Below are 18,533 nucleotides of genomic sequence, written 5' to 3' on the forward strand. Positions count from 1 at the left end.
TTATGGCTATTGGATCACCGTCAATTACCGCGAAGCCTACGGCATGTATGCCTCCAACGGCATCCTGTTCAATCACGAGAGTCCGATCCGCGGCGAAACCTTCGTGACGCGAAAGGTCACGCGCAGCGTCGCGCGGATCGAGACCGGGCTGGAGGAGTGCCTTTACCTCGGCAACATGGATGCCCGGCGCGACTGGGGACATGCCAGGGACTATGTCGAGGGCATGCACAAGATCCTGCAGGCTGACGCGCCTGACGATTTTGTGCTGGCGACCGGCGAGACGCGATCGGTGCGGGAATTCGTCGAGATCGCGTTCGCGGAAGTCGGGCGCCACGTCGAGTGGCGCGGCAAGGGCGTCGAAGAAACCGGCGTCGACAAGAAATCCGGCAACACGGTCGTTCGCATCGATCCGCAGTATTTTCGTCCGACCGAAGTCGATGAACTGATCGGCGATGCCGCCAAGGCCCGCGCAAAGCTCGGCTGGACGCCGAAGACGAGCTTTGCGGAATTGGTCAGGGAAATGGTGGCGGGCGATCTTGCGATTGCCCGGCGGGAGGCCGCCAATGGCAAGAACCCAGTTTGAACTGACGGGCAAGACCGTCTTTGTTGCCGGGCATGGTGGAATGGTGGGCGGCGCGCTGCTGCGGCGGCTGGGGTCGGAAGACGTGAAGCTGGTGACGGCCCCGCGCAGCGAGGTCGATCTGCGCGACCAGGCCGCGGTGAACCGCTGGTTCGCTGCGAGGCGGCCGCAGGTGGTATTTCTGGCTGCAGCAAAGGTCGGCGGCATCGTCGCCAACAATACGCTGCGCGCCGAGTTCCTCTACGACAATCTCGCGATCGCTACCAACGTCATCCATGCCGCGCATGTCAGCGGCACCGAGAAGCTGATGTTTCTCGGCTCGTCGTGCATCTATCCCAAGCTCGCAGCCCAGCCGCTGCGCGAGGATGCCATGCTGACGGGGCCGCTGGAGTCCACGAACGAGCCTTATGCGATCGCCAAGATCGCCGGCATCAAGATGGTCGAAGCCTATCGCAGCCAGTACGGCTCCGACTTCATCAACGTGATGCCGACCAACCTGTACGGCCCCCGCGACAATTATCATCCTGAATACAGCCACGTCGTCGCGGCATTGATCCGCCGGTTTCACGAAGCCAAGATCGCCGGCCTGTCAAATGTCGTGGTCTGGGGCACCGGCACCCCGCGACGCGAATTCCTGTATGTCGACGACATGGCGGATGCCTGCATTCATTTGATGAAGAACTATTCGGATCAGGAACTGGTCAACATCGGTACCGGCGAGGATGTCACCATCGCCGAATTCGCCCGCCTGGTCGCCGCGGCGGTCGGCTATACCGGGGACATCAGCTTCGACGCTTCCAGGCCGGACGGCACGCCACGCAAATTGCTCGATGTCAGTCGTCTTGCCGGATTGGGCTGGCGCGCGCGCACGTCACTGACGGACGGAATTAAACTCGCCTATCAGGCTTTTCTGAGCGAATCTCGATGATGACAACCGCGGCTTTTATCAAGCAACGCCTCTATTTGATATACGGGACGGCCCAATAACGCTTTCCATTGGTGTTGGGGTCACTGTTGTCTGACGTGGAGAAAATGAAGCCGGTAAGCCAATGAGAAAATCGTCCTTGTCCTTTAGTCGTGATGTCGCCATGAACGGTATGCGGCGGCCCTAAACGGTAGCCGTTCTCGCACACCAGAAAAGCTGATCGGGTTGGCGTCGCGCCCGAGTCGGCGCGATCTTCCAGCGCCGGCACCGCTACGAAATAGGCAAAACCGGATCCGACCCTCTGAAAAGGAGGCTTGAAGTCAGTCGCGGCTCCTTGCGGGCACAACGGAGCAAGGTATTCCAGTAAAAACAGCGTTCCAAAAAAAGAAACCAGAACGATCACAAAAGCGCCGACACCCTTCAAAAAGATACGCATTCAAGAGACCTGCATTGTTCTTCCGATCCTAGCCCGCAACTGGGCGGCTTTCAACCGTTTGAGGGCGGGTATGCCGGTAGCGATGCCAGAAAAGCCATTATTTTGCGGGACATGCTTCAATTTACTGGACACGCTTCATGCGGTAGGGGTATTCGCCTTTCGCTGCCCCACGCGCCGGAACTCATTGATGAAAACTGCCCACAAAATCAGAGCCGCGCGCATGATCTATCATGCGATCCACGCGGGACGTACGCTTTTGGGTCGAAGCGACCATGAAATCGTCCTCAGAGACGGCATTAAATACGATCTCAACCTTTCGGAGGGGATCGACCTTGGGATCTATCTCGGCAATTTTTATGAGCGTCAGACCGGGTCCGCATTGAGCAAGCTCGTCGCGCCGGCATCTCTGGTGCTCGATATCGGCGCCAACATTGGAGCCCATACGCTCCATCTTGCCCGACTGGTCGGTCCTGCCGGACGGGTTCTGGCTTTCGAACCAACCGATTTTGCGTTCCGCAAGCTTCGACGCAACCTCGACCTCAATCCATCGCTTGCCTCTCGGGTGGAACTGTTCCACTACTTTCTCACTGCCGATGATGGCGTCAGCGTCCCGAACGCCATCTATTCGAGTTGGCCCCTCGTCGCGGAGGACGGGCTGCACGCCAAGCATCTTGGCCGTGAAATGAAGACGGACATGGCGCAGGCGCGTAGCCTCGACGGCATTCTATCCGAGCATGCCGACCGGAAGGTACAATTGGTCAAGCTTGATGTGGACGGATTCGAGTGTGATGTACTTCGGGGCGCCAGCTCGCTGCTTCGCGATACGCGCCCGATCTTCGTAATGGAATTGGCGCCCTATGCGCTCGAGGAACGCGGCGCCTCGCTGGATCAGTTGCTCTCCTATTTTCTTCCGAACGGCTATGTCATTTATGATGAGCGGACGCACAAGCGGCTGCCTTCGGCCGCCAAGGAATTGCAGGAGCTGGTGACGGGCGGCGAAAGCATGAACGTGATCGCGCGCGTTCCCTGATCCCGTGCAATGTGTGCTAATCTCCTGCGGCCATACCGGCTGTACTTCTTGCCTGGAATAGCTGGCTGCCGTCGTCACTGTCGTCAAAAACACCGCCTGTTGAGCGATATGGCAGGGCTTTCGCCGGGGTGGCGCCGGAATTCTTGATTTGCTGGAACTTCTGACAAAATATCGCTCGCACAACCGGGTGGGAATCCGGTTCAGTTCGAAGACGCTTCAGTCTATAAGGCCGGAAACTGGCGTGGCAGGATGCGATGAACGCAAAGAATTTGATTGAGCTTTCAGATATGGATGCAAGTCCCGAGTTCACCGAGACTGTCGCGAATCCCGGGCCATCCGCCGTTTCACCGCATTTCGGCAATTTGCGGAAACGCGAATTTCTGGAATATGCCGAAGTCAGTCTGGCCGAGCCAGATCGTCGCAACAACTTCAATGCCGCCTATCGCGAAGGCGACCGCAGGTTCATGCAATTTCTCGTTCCTCCTGGCAAACGCATATTGGAGCTGGGCTGCGGGCGTGGAGAACTGCTGGCCGCCTTGCAGCCGTCCCGCGGCGTCGGTGTTGATTTCGCCGCCAAGACCATTGCGAGGGCCAAGGAGCTACATCCAGACTTGGACTTCGTGCTGGGTGATGCGGAAGATGCGGCGACGCTGTCCGCGATCGAGGGCCCGTTCGACTATATCGTGATCGCGGACACCATCGGCATGTTCGAGGACATCGATGGCACATTGCGGCGCGTGCATCATTTGTGCACGCCATCCACGCGCATCATCATCGCCTACTATTCTCACTTGTGGGAGCCGATCCTGAAGCTCGCCGAGCTGCTCGGGCTCAGGCGCAAGCAGCCGAAGATCAACTATATCGCCACCGTCGATTTTCTGAATCTGATGGATCTTGCTGATTTCGAAGTGATCAGTCATGAGCAGCGGCAGCTCATTCCGGCGCGTTGGTTCGGAGTGGGTCCGTTCGTCAATCGATTCATCGCGCCGCTTCCCGGGATCAGGCAGCTGTGCCTGCGGACCTATCTGGTCGGCCGTCCGGTCCGTCAGTTTCCCGACCGGAAATTTTCCGTCAGCATCGTCATTCCCTGCCGCAATGAAAGGGGCAACATCGAGAGTGCCATATTGCGAATGCCCAGATTCGGCAGCGCGCAGGAAATTCTCTTCGTCGAGGGCAATTCCAGCGACGGCACGTTTGAAGAATGCATGCGCGTCCGCGACGCCTACAAGGGAGTTTGGGAGATCAAGGTCCTGAAGCAGGAGGGCAAGGGCAAGGGCGATGCAGTCCGCAAGGGCTTTGCGGCCGCGACCGGCGAGGTGCTGATGATTCTCGATGCGGACCTGACGATGCCACCGGAAGTGCTGCCGAAATATCATGCGATAATCGAGAGCGGGAAGGCCGAATTCGTTAACGGCACTCGCCTGATCTATCCGATGGAAAATCAGGCGATGCGGCCGCTCAACTTCATCGCCAACCGCTGCTTCGCCTACCTGTTCAGCTATCTCGTGAATACGAGGCTGACGGATACGCTGTGCGGCACCAAGGTGTTGCTGCGAAAAGACTACGAAGTGCTGGCGCGGGAGCGCACTTATTTCGGCAACTTCGATCCGTTCGGCGATTTCGACTTGATTTTCGGCGCGGCCAAACAAAACCTCAAGATCGTCGAGACGCCGATCCACTATAAAGCACGCACCTTCGGCGAGACCCAGATCTCGCGGTTTCGCGACGGATGGCTGCTTTTGAAGATGGTCTGGTTCGCCTATCGCAAACTCAAAGCCGTCTGATAGCGGATCTTTGCCATGATGGGGAGCGCGAATTATTTGGACCAGCGTCAGGTTATTCACCGCGCTCATTGGGAAAAGAAGAAGGCGATCCGCCTGCTGTACCGTGACTTTCACCGGCAACTCCTCGAAAATTGCCCTGAAGGCCGCGTTCTCGACATCGGCGGGGGAACCGCCCACTTGAAGCAGTCGAGGCCGGATGTGGTATCCACCGACATCCTGAAGTTTCCCGGCATCGATGTGGTGGCGGATGCGCATCGACTGCCATTCCGGGATGGCTTCTTTGCCGGCGTCGTGATGCTCGACGTCATGCACCATCTGGAGCGCCCGATCGAATTCCTCAACGAGGCATCGCGCATACTGCAGGTTGGCGGACGAGTGGTGATGATCGAACCGGCGATGACGGCGCTCGCGCGCAGGTTCTACCATCACTGTCACGAAGAACCTGTGGACATGAACGCCGATCCATTCGCGCCGGTGGCGATGAATCCCGACCGGGATCCGTTTGATGCCAATCAGGCAATTCCCACCCTGCTATTTGCCACCGCACCGGCCCGCGGACGTGTCGAGCGGACGATCCCGTCATTGCGCGTCCGAAGCGTCGACTGGCAGAGCCTGTTTGCCTACCCGATGAGCGGCGGATTCCAGAAATGGTCCTTGATTCCGGGCGCGGCGGTAGGCGCAATGCTGGCGTTTGAACGAAAAGTGCCACAGTTTATTCGAAGACATCTCGCGTTCCGAATGATTGTTGTTCTGGAGCGCGTCTAGCGATGTCGGATTTATTCCGAACTCGAACGATTTCCATTCGCATCCCTGTATTCGGTCCCCGCCTGCTGGACTGGTTTGCGTTGGGGGCCAAGTTGATATTTTGGCCGCTTGCCGCGCTGACCGTGATGGCGCTGGTGCTTCAGCTCGGCGTCTGGCGCACAGAGCTGACATTCGCCGGACCGTTCGAGCCGGAGACTAATCCGCCGCAGGCTTCGCTCAAGCTTGAGCTGCCGCAGGAGGAGCCGGCGCCCTGGTGGATGCAGCCCTCGCTTGGAGATGGTCCCGCCAATCCAACCCAATCCTTCCTCGAATTGCGCGTAAACGGCCGCGAGATGGGGCCTCCTCACACTGTCCATGGCGCGATCCGGGAAGGAAAAACCGCGGGCTTCAGCCACTGGGACAATTGGGTGATCTTCTCGCTCCCGGAAGGGGTGAAAAATGGCCCCGACGCGATAGCAACGTTTCGCTATGCCGTACGCCCTTGGCTTTGGGTGACATTTGCGTTGGTCGCCGCGAGCGCATTGCTGTCTTGGTTTGTGTTCCTCAAAGCTTTCGCATACCGCCATGGCGCGTCCATACTTACTGGTGCTTATCTGGTATTGTCCGGGTTTTGCTGGGCAGGTCTGGCAGCTTCTGCGATTTTTGTCAGCTGCAGCCTCTATGCGTTGGCGACCGGCTGGGCGTTACCGACTACGGCGCTTATTCGCTGGTCGGCGATCGCGCATTGGGCCGCTAATAACGAGCCCGATTTGCCCTATCTGATTTTGATACTGGCCGGGCTTGGGACCATAACGACCTGGGTCACCGGACGGAGTCCGGTCCAGCAGGTGTCGGCGGAATCAAATGAAAAGTCACTACGGCGGCTTTTCCTGTGGGCCGGATTCCCGATCACTGCGTGTGCATTCGTATTTTGCCTCAGCGCAGTATGGGCCGGAGTCGTCCGGCCAGGTGATCCGAATCGCCTTAACCTTGGCGGTTTGATTCCATTTTCAGACGCCGCCAACTATCTCACCTCTGCGTTCGATCAGGTGAAAGATGGCGTCTGGAACACGCAGGCGCTGCGGCGTCCTCTGGCTGCGGCGTTCAGATCGGTCCTTCTGGTGTTCGGCAATTTTTCGCTGCCGGTTATGCTGATATTGCAGTCTTGCATGATGGCGGGTGCAATTTGTTTCGCAACCTATGCAATCATGGTGTGGCGCGGCGCCTGGGCTGCAATGGCGTTTTTTTCACTGACGTATATTTACGACCGCTTCTTTGTGCTGACGACCAATACCGAGCCGCTTGGGATGTTTTGGGCGCTACTGTCGATCCCATTCTTCATCAGAGCTTTCTGTGATCGTTCGGTTGCCGCGGCACTGGTTGCCTTTGCCCTGACATCGGTCGCGCTGATCACTCGAATGGGCAGCATGTTCACGCTGCCCGCGCTGCTGCTGTGGCTGGTTTGGCAATTCGGCCAGAACAGGATCGCGAAATTCAGGATTTTCGCGACGGCGATCTGCATCATGCTCAGCGTTTTTGCGTTCAGTTCCGTGCTGCAAAGAACCTACGGGACAGGGCCGAATCCCGCCACGGGTAATTTTCCTTACGTGCTGTGCGGACTGACGATGGGAACGATATTTGACGGTTGCATGAAAAAGCTCGCTTCCGAAGGCAAGCCTCTTGAGACGGTGGCCGAAGACGCCCGTGCCAGTCAGCTATACGCCATGGCTTGGGAGAATTTCCGAGCCCAGCCTGAAGTCTTTTTTCGGCGACTAGCCGATAGTGCGAAGGCTTTCGTCACGGAACTTCCCGGATTGCTTTGGACCGGATACGGACCGGCTGATGGGCCTCACTGGCTATTTGGCTACGCGGTGGCGGCGACAATCCTGATTGGGCTTTTCCTCGCGGTGCGAAAGATGGAGGCCGTGGAACTCCGTTTCTGGGCTCTTGTCTGGGCCAGCATCCTGGCTTCGTCCTGCTTTATCTATTTTGACGATGGCGCACGTGCTCTTGCCGCGAGCCATCCAATGATCGCGATGTTCTTTGCCCTGGGGATGAGTAGCACCGCACTGGCGCCGGCGAAGCTGTCGCCGCGCTTCGCGCCGGCAGGATTTGGATGCGGTCTGTTAGTTGCGGCGGCGCTGCTGTTTGTTTGCGTTCCCTGGGCGGCCCACCGCTTCTCCTCGATTCAGGCCTTGGTCGAGGCCACTCCGTTTGCGAGAAAAGACCAAGTATTTGTATTAGGCGGCCGGCGAATGTCCGGCTTCCTCGTGGTTTCCGATGACATGCCGCTCCGCAGCGACGTTCCTTCGCTTCATCTGGCCGAATTCAATGCCACCGTAGCTCAAAGCGGTCTGGAATATTATCAGAACCTGATCAATCCGATATTGCCGCCTTTGCCATTTGGTTTCGTATTTGCGCCGCGCCTGGAGCGCGATAGCACCAGCCTGTACCAGTACATCGTGCCGCCTGAAGTAATCGAGCGCGGCGATGTCCCGGCCTGGCATTTCCATCTCAAGCGTTGGGGCTACAAGCCGAATGGACCAGGCGAGTACTGGTTCTACGTCACCAAAGCGGAGCCGTGGCCATGATGCCGGCCAAGGTCCAGCAAACTGATAAGACCCAAAAGGGGAGTTCTGCGAACGTGGTATCGGAAGCTGCTTTGGGCGAGAGGTGATTGTGCGCGCCCCCAACGCCAAATGGCTGAGGCTCCCGAATATTTTCGCGGTCGATGCGGATGGACGCGGTATCGGTCGCTTCATGCGGATCGGCGCCAGGCTGGCATTCTGGCCGCTCGCTTTGCTGACGCTGATCGCGGTGGCACTCGAGCTCGGAGTTTACCGGACAGAAATCAAGATCGCAGGGCCGTTTGCGCAAGAGGCCGGGCCGCCATACCATTCGCTGATACTGGAGATCCCGAAAGGCAGCCTTGCGACGCGGTGGAGACAGCGTCCATTGGGAGACGACGCCCAGCAGCCGCTTAGGTCTGTTCTCGAATTGCGCATCGATGGCCGCACGGTCGGACCCCCGCATGGCGGGCATCAGGCGATCAGGGAAAACACGACGAGCGGCTTCAGCCATTGGGAAAACGTCGTAATCTTCGCGCTGCCGCCCGATGTAAGAAATGGGCCTGAAACGACGGTCGCGCTCAGCTACCCCGCACGGCCTCGCCGGGGGCTGACGTTTGCATTGGCACTCTTAACTGCGCTGCTCGGCGGGTTTCTATACAGGCCGCGGGCAGATTTTTTTGCACGAGCGCTCACAGCCGTGCAGGGCAGGATTCCGCGCCGCCTCGGCCGGCCAAGCCTCCGGAATATTTTCGCCGCCGACGCGGATCGACGCCGTATCGATCGCTTCATGCAGATCGGCGCCAGGCTGGTGTTCTGGCCGCTCGCCCTGCTGACACTGGTCGCCCTGATACTTGAGTTCGGAGCTTTTCAAACAGAGATCAAGATCGCAGGGCCGTTCGCGCCAGAGGCCGGGCCAGCATCCCGTTCGCTGCTCCTGGAGGTCCCGCAAGGCGGCCGTGCGACGTGGTGGAGACAGCCTCCCTTGGGAGACAACGCGCAGCAGCCGTTCAGGTCTATTCTCGACTTGTACATTAACGGCCGCAAGGTAGAACCCCCTCATAGCCAGCACCAAGCGATCAGGGAAGGCACAACGACGGGCTTCAGCCACTGGGAAACGTCCGTAATCTTCTCGCTGCCGACGGAGGTAAAAAATGGGCCCGAAACGACGGTGACGATGAGTTACCCCGCGCGACCTCGCGACGGGCTCACATTGGTACTGGCATTCATACTCGCACTGCTCGGCCGGTTTTTGTACAAGCCGCTGCCAAGTCGTTACGCACGAGCGCTCACAGCAGTGCCTGCCAGGATACCCAGCCTGATCCTGCTCGGGTTTTGCTTGTTCGGTCTGATCGGTTCCGCCATCTACGCGGCCGCCAGCCTCTACGCTTTGACGGAAGGTTGGGCGCTGCCAACCACGGCACCGATTCGTTGGTCGCCGATCGCCAGATGGGCCGCTCTCAACGAACCATATCTCGGCTATTTGCTGCTGACGTTAGCCGGAATTGGAGCATCGGTAAGCTGGCTTGTCAGACCGAAAGCGCATCACGCGAAAGCAATCCAATCGAACGAACCGCTGCCAAAACGTTTTCTGGCTCTATGCCTATTCGCGATTGCCGCTTGCGCTTTTATTTTGAGCGGCAGCGCCATGTGGATTGGACTTTCCAGACCCGGCGATTTGAACTACTCCAATATCGGCGGCTTAATTCCGTTCATGGACGCGGCGTATTATTTAGGTAGCGCCCATGATCAGGTACAGGGCGGATTTTGGAACGAGGTCGCGCTGCGACGTCCGCTCGCAGCCGCCTTTCGATCCGTTCTGCTGATTTTTAGCAACTTTTCCCTGCCACTGATGCTGGTACTGCAGGCTTGCCTGCTCGCAGCCGCAACCTGTTTCGCCGTCACCGCTATCGTGGCCTGGCGCGGCATTTGGGCCGGCATAACGTTTTTCGCGCTCATTTATATTTACGCGCGCTACTTCGTACCGACCACGCTGACCGAGCCGCTGGGATTGTTCTGGGCGCTGCTGTCAATCCCTTTTTTCATCGAAGCCTTCCGCAGTCGTTCCGCAAAACCTGCCCTGATGGCTTTTGCGCTCACGACGGTCGCGCTGATGACCCGAATGGGTAGTATGTTCACTATTCCGGCTCTGCTGCTGTGGCTGGTGTGGCAATTTGGACAGGGTGCCGCGTCAAGGCTCAGGGTGCTCGCGCTGGCATGCCTTATCGTGCTTGGCATTTTTGGAGTGAATTCGCTGCTGAAGAATGCCTACGGGGCAGAAGAAGGCGCCAGCAATTTTTCTTACCAGCTTTGCGGACTTACCATCGGCACTACATGGGAGGGATGCCTCGAGAAGCTCGCCTCGGAAGGCAAACCTTTGGAAGGGCAGGAAGGGGCCCGCGCAAACAAGCTCTATGCAATGGCCTGGGATAATTTCAGGGCACACCCCAGCGTGTTCTTTTATCGACTTGCCAGCGGCGCCCAAGCATTCGTCACTCGGCTCCCCGATCTGATCTGGAAGGGTTATTATAGTACCATTCCAGAACCTTGGTGGTTATGGCGCAAGTCATTGACGGCGATTTGCTTGATCGGCCTGTTCTTCGCAGCGCGGCGAATGACGGCTCTCGAACTTACATTCTGGGCGCTTGTTTGGGCCAGCATCGCGGCGTCGGTTTCGATCATTTACTTCGACGACGGGGCGCGAACGCTCGCGGCAAGCTATCCCTTGATTGCGCTATTCTTCGCCATGGCAATGGGCAATCCAGCCGGGTCGGTGCCACGCGTGTCGCCCGCTCACTTACGCTTGCGCTACGCGAGGCTCGGCCTAACGGTGGCGGGCCTGCTGTTCGTTGCCGTTCCCTGGATGGCCCATCGTTTTATTTCTATCAGCGAAACTGCTGCCAGTCCCTTGTCTCAGAAACCAGGCGAGGCCTTCGTCTTGGGCGGCCGACGGATGATCGGTTTCCTCATTGTCGCGGACGGCCAGCCGTTGCGCAGCGACATTCCTTCGCTTCATTGGACGGATTTTGACGCCATCGTTTCGCGAAGCAACATGGAAGGTTATCAAAATCTGATTCATCCGGTGGCCCCGCCCTTGCCGTTTGGCTTTGTTTTCGCGCCGCGCCTGGAAAAGGGCGCCGAGAGTTTAGCGCTATTCATCGTACCCGCCGAAGTTCTGGAGCGTTCCAGTGTCCCAAGCTGGCGTTTTCAACTTATGCGGTGGGGCGACAAGCTCACTGCCCGCCATGGCGAATTATGGTTCTACGTCACCAAGGCGGAGCCTTGGCCCTGTATATCGGGGTTCAGGCAAGCCATCGAAACGGGCCGTTGCCGAAATTAGCGGCGAGGCTTCGGCGCGACAAGTCGTCAATCTCTGCGCTCTGAAGCGACCGGCGTTCCGATTTGCTGCTGCTGCAAGATTTGCTTCAGCAATGTGGCGATGAGGCCCGATGCAAATGTCTGGATCGATACGATGATACAGCCCACCGCGATATAAAACAGTGCGAGCGTTTGCAGGAAGACATTGAGGCCGATCAGAACTGCAGCAGCGGCAATGAGAGACGCGCTAAGCAACATGAAAACGCGCAATGGATTGTAATAGACCGCCGCCTCCGCAATGTATTGCAGCGTGCGAAGCGAGTCGCTCAGCAGTCGAACCTTGGTTTTCCCGATCCGCTTGTAATAATCGATCGGCACATAAACCACGTACAGCCCGTTCATCATGAATGCCAGAGTCAAGCTGGTCGTGAAGCTGAAGGTGTCGCACAACCGATCGAGATACGCGCGCGCATGATCGCGGCTAAAGATGCGCAGCCCCGAATTGATGTCCGGGATTCGCCGCGAGGCGGTATATTCGACCAAGTGTTGCAGTATCCAGCGCAGCGGCGACTTGAGGACCGACTCTCGATAATTTTTGCCGGTGCGGCTTCCAACCACCATGTGATAGCCTTCGCCATAAAGCGCGAACAGGCGAGGAATGTCCTTGATCGGATAGGTGCCGTCTGCATCGGTGATCACGATTGCGGGATAACGTGCTAACTCGATTCCGTCCTTGAGCGACCGGCCATATCCCAGATTGTGCAGATGGCGGATCACGCAAGCACCCTCTGCCGCGGCGATCTCATGCGTACGGTCGGCCGAGCCGTCATCGACGACAATGATTTCGAATGTCGCAATGTCGGACGCAGCCAACGTTTCTTTCACCGTCCGAACCGTTTGACCGATGGCATCCTCTTCATCGAATGCGGGAATGACGACTGAAAGCATAACTTTCAACCTCTCAGGCTGGTTGCATTTTCCAAAAGGCTGACCGGCGTGGCGGCGCGTTGTGGCAACTGCGCGTCCCTGGTGCGATTCAGCCAGAGGCTGAGCGATAACAGATTGAAAAGGCGGAACCCATGATCCGCAATGCCCTGAACGTGCTCTGACATCAGGCGCTCGGCCTCCGAAACACGGATAACGGCCCGGCCGGCGCGGCTCGAAACTGCATCCATCAGCAACGACTTGAGAGGCCCGACCATCCAGTGCGAAACCGGCGCATTGAAACCTTTCTTCCTGCGAGCGAGCAGGCTATGCGGGAGCCTGGCGGCGAGGGCGCGTTTGAGAATGTACTTCTTGGTAAGTCCCTTCAATTTCCATTCCGTCGGCAACGATGCAGCGAATTCGACAAGCCGATGGTCCAGATAGGGGGCGCGGCTTTCGAGCGAACTGGCCATCGTGGCGCGATCCACCTTGACCAGGATGGCGTCGGGCAGCCAGGTCTTCATGTCCACATACATCGCCTGATCGATCGGATGAGCGCCGGCCACCTCGTTGAAACGCCGGTCTATAACATCGAAGCCGTCCGCCGACGCGGCGAGGTCGGCCCAATCCGCTGCAAGGATCTGGCGGCGGCCGGCCTCATCGAACATCGTCCGCCACGACCAGTGCGCGGCGCGGAAGTCGAGATGCGCATTGTTGAAAAACTGGCGGATTTTGTAGTCCAGCGACACCTTGTTCCGGGTGACTGGCATGACGGTTTCCGCGGTTTTGGCGAGCGCCGATAGCACCGGTCGGGGAAGGCGCGACAACAGCCCGTGCAGTCGATCGGCCACGTAAGTCTCGTAGCCGCCGAACAACTCATCGCCTCCGTCGCCGGAAAGCGCCACCGTTACCTCTTCACGCGCGAACTGCGCGAGATAGTAGGTCGGGATGATCGACGTATCTGCGAAGGGTTCGCCGGCGTGGCGGAAAATTCGTGGAAGATCGGTCAGGACGTCGGGGTAAACCTCCCGCACGCGCAGCGCCACGCCGAGAACGCGCGCACTCTCATGCGCCTCGGTAACCTCGGAGTATGAGCGCTCCCGAAAACCGATCGTATAGGCGCGGATGTTGGCCGGCACGATCGCCTGCCTCATGGCGTCAACGACGCCCGCGCTGTCGATCCCTCCTGAAAGAAATGCGCCCAGCGGCACGTCGGATTCGAGGCGCAGCCGGGTCGAGTCATCGACCAGGTTGCGCAACTCGGCTTCGGCTTGTTTTTGCGGGCCCGTGTAGCGACGCCCGAATGCAGCGGCGAGACTCCAGTATTCGCGTATGACTGCAGGAGATCCGGCTTTCAACTGCAGATAGCATGCCGGAGGAAGTCGACGCACCGAGGCTAGGATAGTGCGCTCGTCGAAAGTATAGCCGGCGGTGAGATATCGACCCAGCGAGCAGGGATCAATTTCATCGCCTGTATCCGGATGAACTTCCAACGCCTCGATTTCCGAAGCGAATGCAATGCCGCCTTTCGGTAGATTCACATAGTAGAACGGCTTTTCTCCCATCCTGTCGCGCGCGGCGAATAACGTTCTGGCTTCCCGGTCCCACACCACAAAGGCAAACATGCCGTTGAGCTGGTCGAGACAGGCGGGGCCCATGCGCCGAAATAGCTTGAGCAGCACCTCGGTATCGCCAGTCGTTTCAAAGCGCTCACCGGCTGCGAGCAATTCGTGTCGCAGCGCACGGAAATTATAGATTTCGCCATTAAAGGTGATGACGAAGCGGCCGCTGTCATCGATCATCGGTTGGCCGGCATTTGCCGACAGGTCAAGAACCGACAGGCGCCGGTGTCCGAGGCAGGCGAAGTCATCCCGCCACAAGCCGTCGCCGTCCGGCCCGCGATGGACGAGACGCTGCAACATCATCGCCACCGCGCCGGGTTCCGGCGGCCGGTTGTAGTTCACCACGCCTGCAATGCCGCACATCGATGCGCCTTGTGCCCAGATTTCGCAGTTCGCCCAACGCTCAAGGAGTCGGCCTTGAAGCAAAAACGCGCTTTAACACGGCCAGATCGCTTGCGATAGTTTGACGTATCGCTGTATAGGCTCTAGAAATGGGTAGGAATCAGATACCCGATTCAATCCCTAGCGGCGCGAAATGCAACCGCGGCCCGGATCGGCCCCCGGATACGCCTTGCGCGATCAAGCTGCCTCGCGGAAACCGCAAGAAATGCCCGTGTGGGCGTCCGCATTTGGCAAGTTGATCCGCTCGGTTCCACTTGTATTCCGTTCTGATTGCGTCAGCCCGGCATGCAGAGTAGAACTCGCCCCGGCAGGGAGCACGCGATGGACGCTACCGGAACACAACACCAATTCGGCTACGAATGGGAAGCATACCCCGAAATTGTTCCGCAGCACCGCGAACAATTTCAGCGCTGGATCGCGCCATTCCGCGAGGAGAATTTCAAAGGCAAGCGGTTCCTGGATGCGGGTTGCGGAATGGGACGCAACTCATTCTGGGCGCTGTCTGCTGGAGCGTCCTCCGCCATTGCCATTGATTACGACGAGCGTACCGTGGCCGCGGCGCGCAAGAACCTCGCGGGATTTTCCAACTGCGAAGTACGGTTTCAGTCGATCTACGATCTCGCCGAGAACGCAACGGTCGACATCGCGTTTTCCATAGGTGTCGTTCACCATCTTGCCGAGCCGCGCAAGGCAGTCGAAAACCTGGTGCATGCGCTCAAGCCGGGCGGGACGCTCATCCTCTGGCTCTACGCGCGCGAAGGAAACGAATTCTATCTCAGCGTCATCGATCCGTTCCGCAAGCTCATCACTTCACGATTGCCGCACTTCATGACGCGGTGGATCGCGGTCACCATGACGGTGGCCTTGAAAGCGTATCTCGCCCTTCCACACAAACGGAACTACGAGCTGATGCTGCGAAAGCATTCGTTTCGGCAGCTCGAATTGATCGTTCTCGACCAGCTCATCCCATCAATAGCTAACTATTGGACCGCGGATGAGGTTCGCAAACTTATTGCGGGTCTGCCGGTGCAGAATCCCGTGCTGTCGCACACCAACGGCATGAGCTGGACGCTCGTCGCGACCAAGTCATGACCGCCGGTATCACGGCGGCCAGCTGTTTTGCAACGGCGCAGTTCATGGCTTCGGGGTTGCGTTTCGGGCTCGGGGGCGGCAACACGCGGTGTCACGCGCAGCAGTTGCGATCCTTTGACCTGCTATACGGGCTTTAGGCACGACAGGAGTTTCACCCTTGATAATTTCAACTGCAACAAATGCGCAGTATAACGTCGCGCGGCCGGGATCGGCGCCGCAGCGGGTCACGGCCCGCATGCGTCATGCCATGTATGATCGTTTTCTGCTCAGCGCGCGGCCCCAGCCGCAGGACAAGATCCTGGACGTTGGCGCGACCTCCGATCAGGTCTACGATTTCTCGAATTATCTTGAAGCGTGGTATCCGCACAAATCGAATATCACCGCGGTGGGCATCGACGACGCACAATTCTTGGAGGAGCTCTATCCCGGCATTACATTCCGCAAGGCGGATGGCCGGGATTTGCCTTTCGCGGACGGTACGTTCGACGTGGTTCACTCCAGCGCCGTACTGGAGCACGTCGGATCCCGCGAGAACCAGCTACAATTTATCAGAGAACTTTCTCGAGTTGCACGTCGTGCGGTGTTCATTACGACGCCCAACCGCTGGTTTCCGGTAGAAGTCCATACTGTATTGCCGTTCGTTCATTGGCTGCCGGCACCGGCGTTTCGCGCGATCTTGCGAAGGCTTGGTCATGATATGCTTAGCCGTGAGGAGAATTTGAACCTCGTTGGCGCCGGCGACCTCCGTCGGATGTGCCGCGATCTGGCACTCGCGGATGTTGAGATCGACACGGTTCGCTTATGGGGCATCTCGAGCAACCTGCTGTTGACGATCCGGAAGACGCAAGGTTGACCGCAAGGCTCAATCCGCTCACGATCGTTGCCATCCTAGTTCTCGCTTTGGTTTTGGGGTTGGCGGTTGCGACGCTATCGGTTGCGCCGGACCAGCGTGCGGTCCCGGAGCTTTCCGGCTCGTCGACGCCTCCTGAATTCGCAGGCCGGACGGTAGATACCTTGCTGGGAGCAGGTGACTTCGTCACTCGCGCTCCGGACGGCGACGCCTTTGCGCAACTGCGCTTCGCTTCGCCGCGAGCGCTCGCCCGGATCGTCCACACTTACTTGAGCGAAGTGTGGACGCAGTATCGGATTCGGAAGGCCGCCATTGAAACAAGCGACGATGGCCAGGAGTGGCAGGTTGCAGATCGAGCGGAGGAGCGTGACGGCAAGCTCAGTTTCCAGCTCGGGAACGCCGGCGCGCACCGATATTGGCGCATGGTGGTACTCGAATCCGGAGCAGCGCCAGAAGTCATTTTCGGAAACTTGCGCTACGTCGAGAGCACCGGGATCCTTTCGAAAATTCCGATCGACCTCGCCTGGCTCTGCCTGATACCGGCACTCATCCTGCTGTTCGCTTGCTTGCCGGCAGGTGTTACGCCGGAGCGATTGTTTGTTGCCGTGGCGGTCCCGGTTGCCCTGTTCGTTTCTACCTATTCGTTCGGTTACGCCGGCTACCATATCGTCAACTATTCCGACTCGTACTCATACCTTCAAAGGCTTTTGACCGGCGGCTATTCGCCCATTCGAAATTCCGGCTACGCGTCCTTCCTGGTAGTGACCAGTAAATTGATCGGTCTCGACCATCTGGCCTGGGTGCAGCTTGCAGCAATCATTGCATGCTATTTCGCCGGAGCCTGGCTGCTCGCGTCGTACCTCGGGAAACGGTGGCTGGGTCCCGTCCTAGTGCTGATGTTCCTGCTGCAGGGGGCCGCGACGGAGTTTGCGGACCAGATCCTGACGGAAGCGTTGTTCACTGCCGGCATTACACTTTTCGCAGGCTCGCTGGGCGCACTTGCGTGGCGACCGGGGATTTCCGCGCTGATAGCTGCGATGATCGGTATCGCGGTTGCGACGCTGGCAAAGTCTGTCGGCATTGTGCTGGTCATACCGGCGTTGCTGCTCATCCGATTCCTTCCCAAGCGGGCACGATGGCGCTTCTCCATCCCGATCATAGCTGCCGGCCTCCTGACCTACGGGACCATGGCCGTTAACAGCTACTGGCGTAGCGGAAGCTTCGCGCCGGAGAGTTTTGCAGGTTACGCGCTGTTCGGTCAGGTTGCCTGGATGCTGGACGATAGTTTCATGCCCCAGTCGGAACTTACACGGGCGTTGCTGGACGCCGCACTGCCGGTGGTTCGGAAGCGGCCGGCCGGCCTGATGGAAATCAATTCGGCCACAGCTCTGGATCGTTATGTCGACTATACCGTTCAGGAATACAATACACTGCTGTGGGGAACGCTTGCGCCCGTGGTAAGCTCCCGCTCTCTGAGCGTTCAGGAGGAGAATGCATTCTATTTGCAATTTGCCTTGTCCAGCATTCGCGCGCATCCCGCGGCCTATCTACGTCACGTCGTCGCGCATTTTTACGCGCTTTGGCGCGATATGGGTAATGTTGAAGCCTTGAGGCCGGCGACCATCCGCATTCGCTCCGAGCCACCTCTTGCCGGACCATTGGAGCTTCAAATCCGCAACATGATTCCGGCCTCGATTCTCGAGCCCTATCCCCACCAAGCGCAACTGAAAGCCGAGCTCGCCGCCCAAACGCTTCTTCCGCTGGCCGTTTTGGCAGTTTGGGATAGTACCTGGATTAAGCCGGAACATACCATTGCGCTCGGCTGGGTGGCGCTGGGACTGTCCCTATTGTTCCTTATCCCGGGCCGCTTGGCAGCGGTTTATCGCGCCGAAACCATGATCGCACTTAGTCTGAACGCGTATTTTGGAACGCATGCGCTGTTGCAGGTTTCTACAGCGCGCTACGCATGGGTGGCCAGCCTCGCCGCTTTTATGCTTGGAGCTAGCTTTGTTGGGACAAGCTTCGACATCCTCAAGACGGTTGTCGCGGACAAAGTCCAGCCGTTGTTAGCGTCGGGACGGCCCAAACCGGAGCGCAACCCCTAAATGGCGCTGCCTGTCGCGCCCGGCATTTTTGGAAATGAACCCGCTGCAGAAGAATGGCTACGGGACATAGGAAGGCGCGAGAATGATTTTTACCCGCTTTAGGGATCGAGCCGGACTTAACCGCTCCAGGTGTATTCACCCGCAATCGCGCTCG

Annotated in this window: 13 protein-coding genes; 10 read left to right on the top strand and 3 right to left on the bottom strand. The window is 58.4% G+C overall.

Features of this window, described 5'->3' with window-relative positions; genetic code table 11:
* Both VGP39_RS06845 and VGP39_RS06850 read left to right on the top strand, forming a co-directional pair.
* Positions 1–583 (top strand): GDP-mannose 4,6-dehydratase (locus VGP39_RS06845; RefSeq protein WP_327567347.1); only part of this gene is annotated, 583 nt, incomplete at its 5' end.
* Positions 564–1,508, top strand: coding sequence for a GDP-L-fucose synthase (locus VGP39_RS06850; RefSeq protein ID WP_327567348.1), 945 nt, complete (start codon positions 564–566; stop codon positions 1,506–1,508). The genes VGP39_RS06845 and VGP39_RS06850, both read left to right, overlap by 20 nt.
* Positions 1,509–1,539: 31 nt before the next feature.
* Here VGP39_RS06850 and VGP39_RS06855 read toward each other — a convergent pair whose 3' ends face one another.
* Positions 1,540–1,941 carry a hypothetical protein gene (locus VGP39_RS06855; RefSeq protein WP_327567349.1) on the bottom strand — a complete coding sequence of 134 codons (402 nt, stop codon included), beginning with the start codon at positions 1,939–1,941 and terminating at the stop codon, positions 1,540–1,542.
* 187 nt (positions 1,942–2,128) lie between these two features.
* Here VGP39_RS06855 and VGP39_RS06860 point away from each other — a divergent pair, with 187 nt between their 5' ends.
* The 5 genes from VGP39_RS06860 to VGP39_RS06880 all read left to right on the top strand — a co-directional run bounded on the left by VGP39_RS06860 (position 2,129) and on the right by VGP39_RS06880 (position 11,406).
* Positions 2,129–2,971: an FkbM family methyltransferase gene (locus VGP39_RS06860; protein ID WP_327567350.1), complete on the top strand. Its 843-nt coding sequence runs from the start codon at positions 2,129–2,131 to the stop codon at positions 2,969–2,971.
* Between the two features lie 254 nt (positions 2,972–3,225).
* On the top strand, positions 3,226–4,755 hold the full coding sequence (locus VGP39_RS06865; RefSeq protein WP_327567351.1) for a bifunctional class I SAM-dependent methyltransferase/glycosyltransferase family 2 protein: 1,530 nt from the start codon (positions 3,226–3,228) through the stop codon (positions 4,753–4,755).
* Between the two features lie 15 nt (positions 4,756–4,770).
* Positions 4,771–5,520: a class I SAM-dependent methyltransferase gene (locus VGP39_RS06870; protein WP_327567352.1), complete on the top strand. Its 750-nt coding sequence runs from the start codon at positions 4,771–4,773 to the stop codon at positions 5,518–5,520.
* 2 nt (positions 5,521–5,522) lie between these two features.
* Entirely contained in the window at positions 5,523–8,090 is a 2,568-nt protein-coding gene (locus VGP39_RS06875) for a hypothetical protein (RefSeq protein WP_327567353.1), read from the top strand.
* Positions 8,091–8,178: 88 nt separating this feature from the next.
* Positions 8,179–11,406, top strand: coding sequence for a hypothetical protein (locus tag VGP39_RS06880; protein WP_327567354.1), 3,228 nt, complete (start codon positions 8,179–8,181; stop codon positions 11,404–11,406).
* A 26-nt stretch (positions 11,407–11,432) separates the two neighbouring features.
* Here VGP39_RS06880 and VGP39_RS06885 read toward each other — a convergent pair whose 3' ends face one another.
* Positions 11,433–12,332: a glycosyltransferase family 2 protein gene (locus VGP39_RS06885; RefSeq protein WP_327567355.1), complete on the bottom strand. Its 900-nt coding sequence runs from the start codon at positions 12,330–12,332 to the stop codon at positions 11,433–11,435.
* Positions 12,333–12,337: 5 nt separating this feature from the next.
* Complete coding sequence (gene asnB / locus VGP39_RS06890) at positions 12,338–14,293, bottom strand: asparagine synthase (glutamine-hydrolyzing) (protein ID WP_327567356.1); 1,956 nt, start codon at positions 14,291–14,293, stop codon at positions 12,338–12,340.
* 360 nt (positions 14,294–14,653) lie between these two features.
* Between asnB and VGP39_RS06895 the strand changes: the two genes are divergently transcribed.
* The 3 genes from VGP39_RS06895 (at position 14,654) to VGP39_RS06905 (ending at position 18,379) form a co-directional block, all read left to right on the top strand.
* The gene (locus tag VGP39_RS06895; protein WP_327567357.1) at positions 14,654–15,424 is read left to right on the top strand and encodes a class I SAM-dependent methyltransferase; all 771 of its coding nucleotides are present in this window, start codon (positions 14,654–14,656) and stop codon (positions 15,422–15,424) included.
* Positions 15,425–15,581: 157 nt separating this feature from the next.
* Positions 15,582–16,277 carry a class I SAM-dependent methyltransferase gene (locus VGP39_RS06900; protein WP_327567358.1) on the top strand — a complete coding sequence of 232 codons (696 nt, stop codon included), beginning with the start codon at positions 15,582–15,584 and terminating at the stop codon, positions 16,275–16,277.
* On the top strand, positions 16,274–18,379 hold the full coding sequence (locus VGP39_RS06905) for a hypothetical protein (protein WP_327567359.1): 2,106 nt from the start codon (positions 16,274–16,276) through the stop codon (positions 18,377–18,379). Before VGP39_RS06900 ends, VGP39_RS06905 begins: the two co-directional genes overlap by 4 nt.
* Positions 18,380–18,533: the final 154 nt, after the last annotated feature.

Source organism: Bradyrhizobium sp. (genome assembly GCF_036009065.1).
Lineage (GTDB): Bacteria > Pseudomonadota > Alphaproteobacteria > Rhizobiales > Xanthobacteraceae > Bradyrhizobium.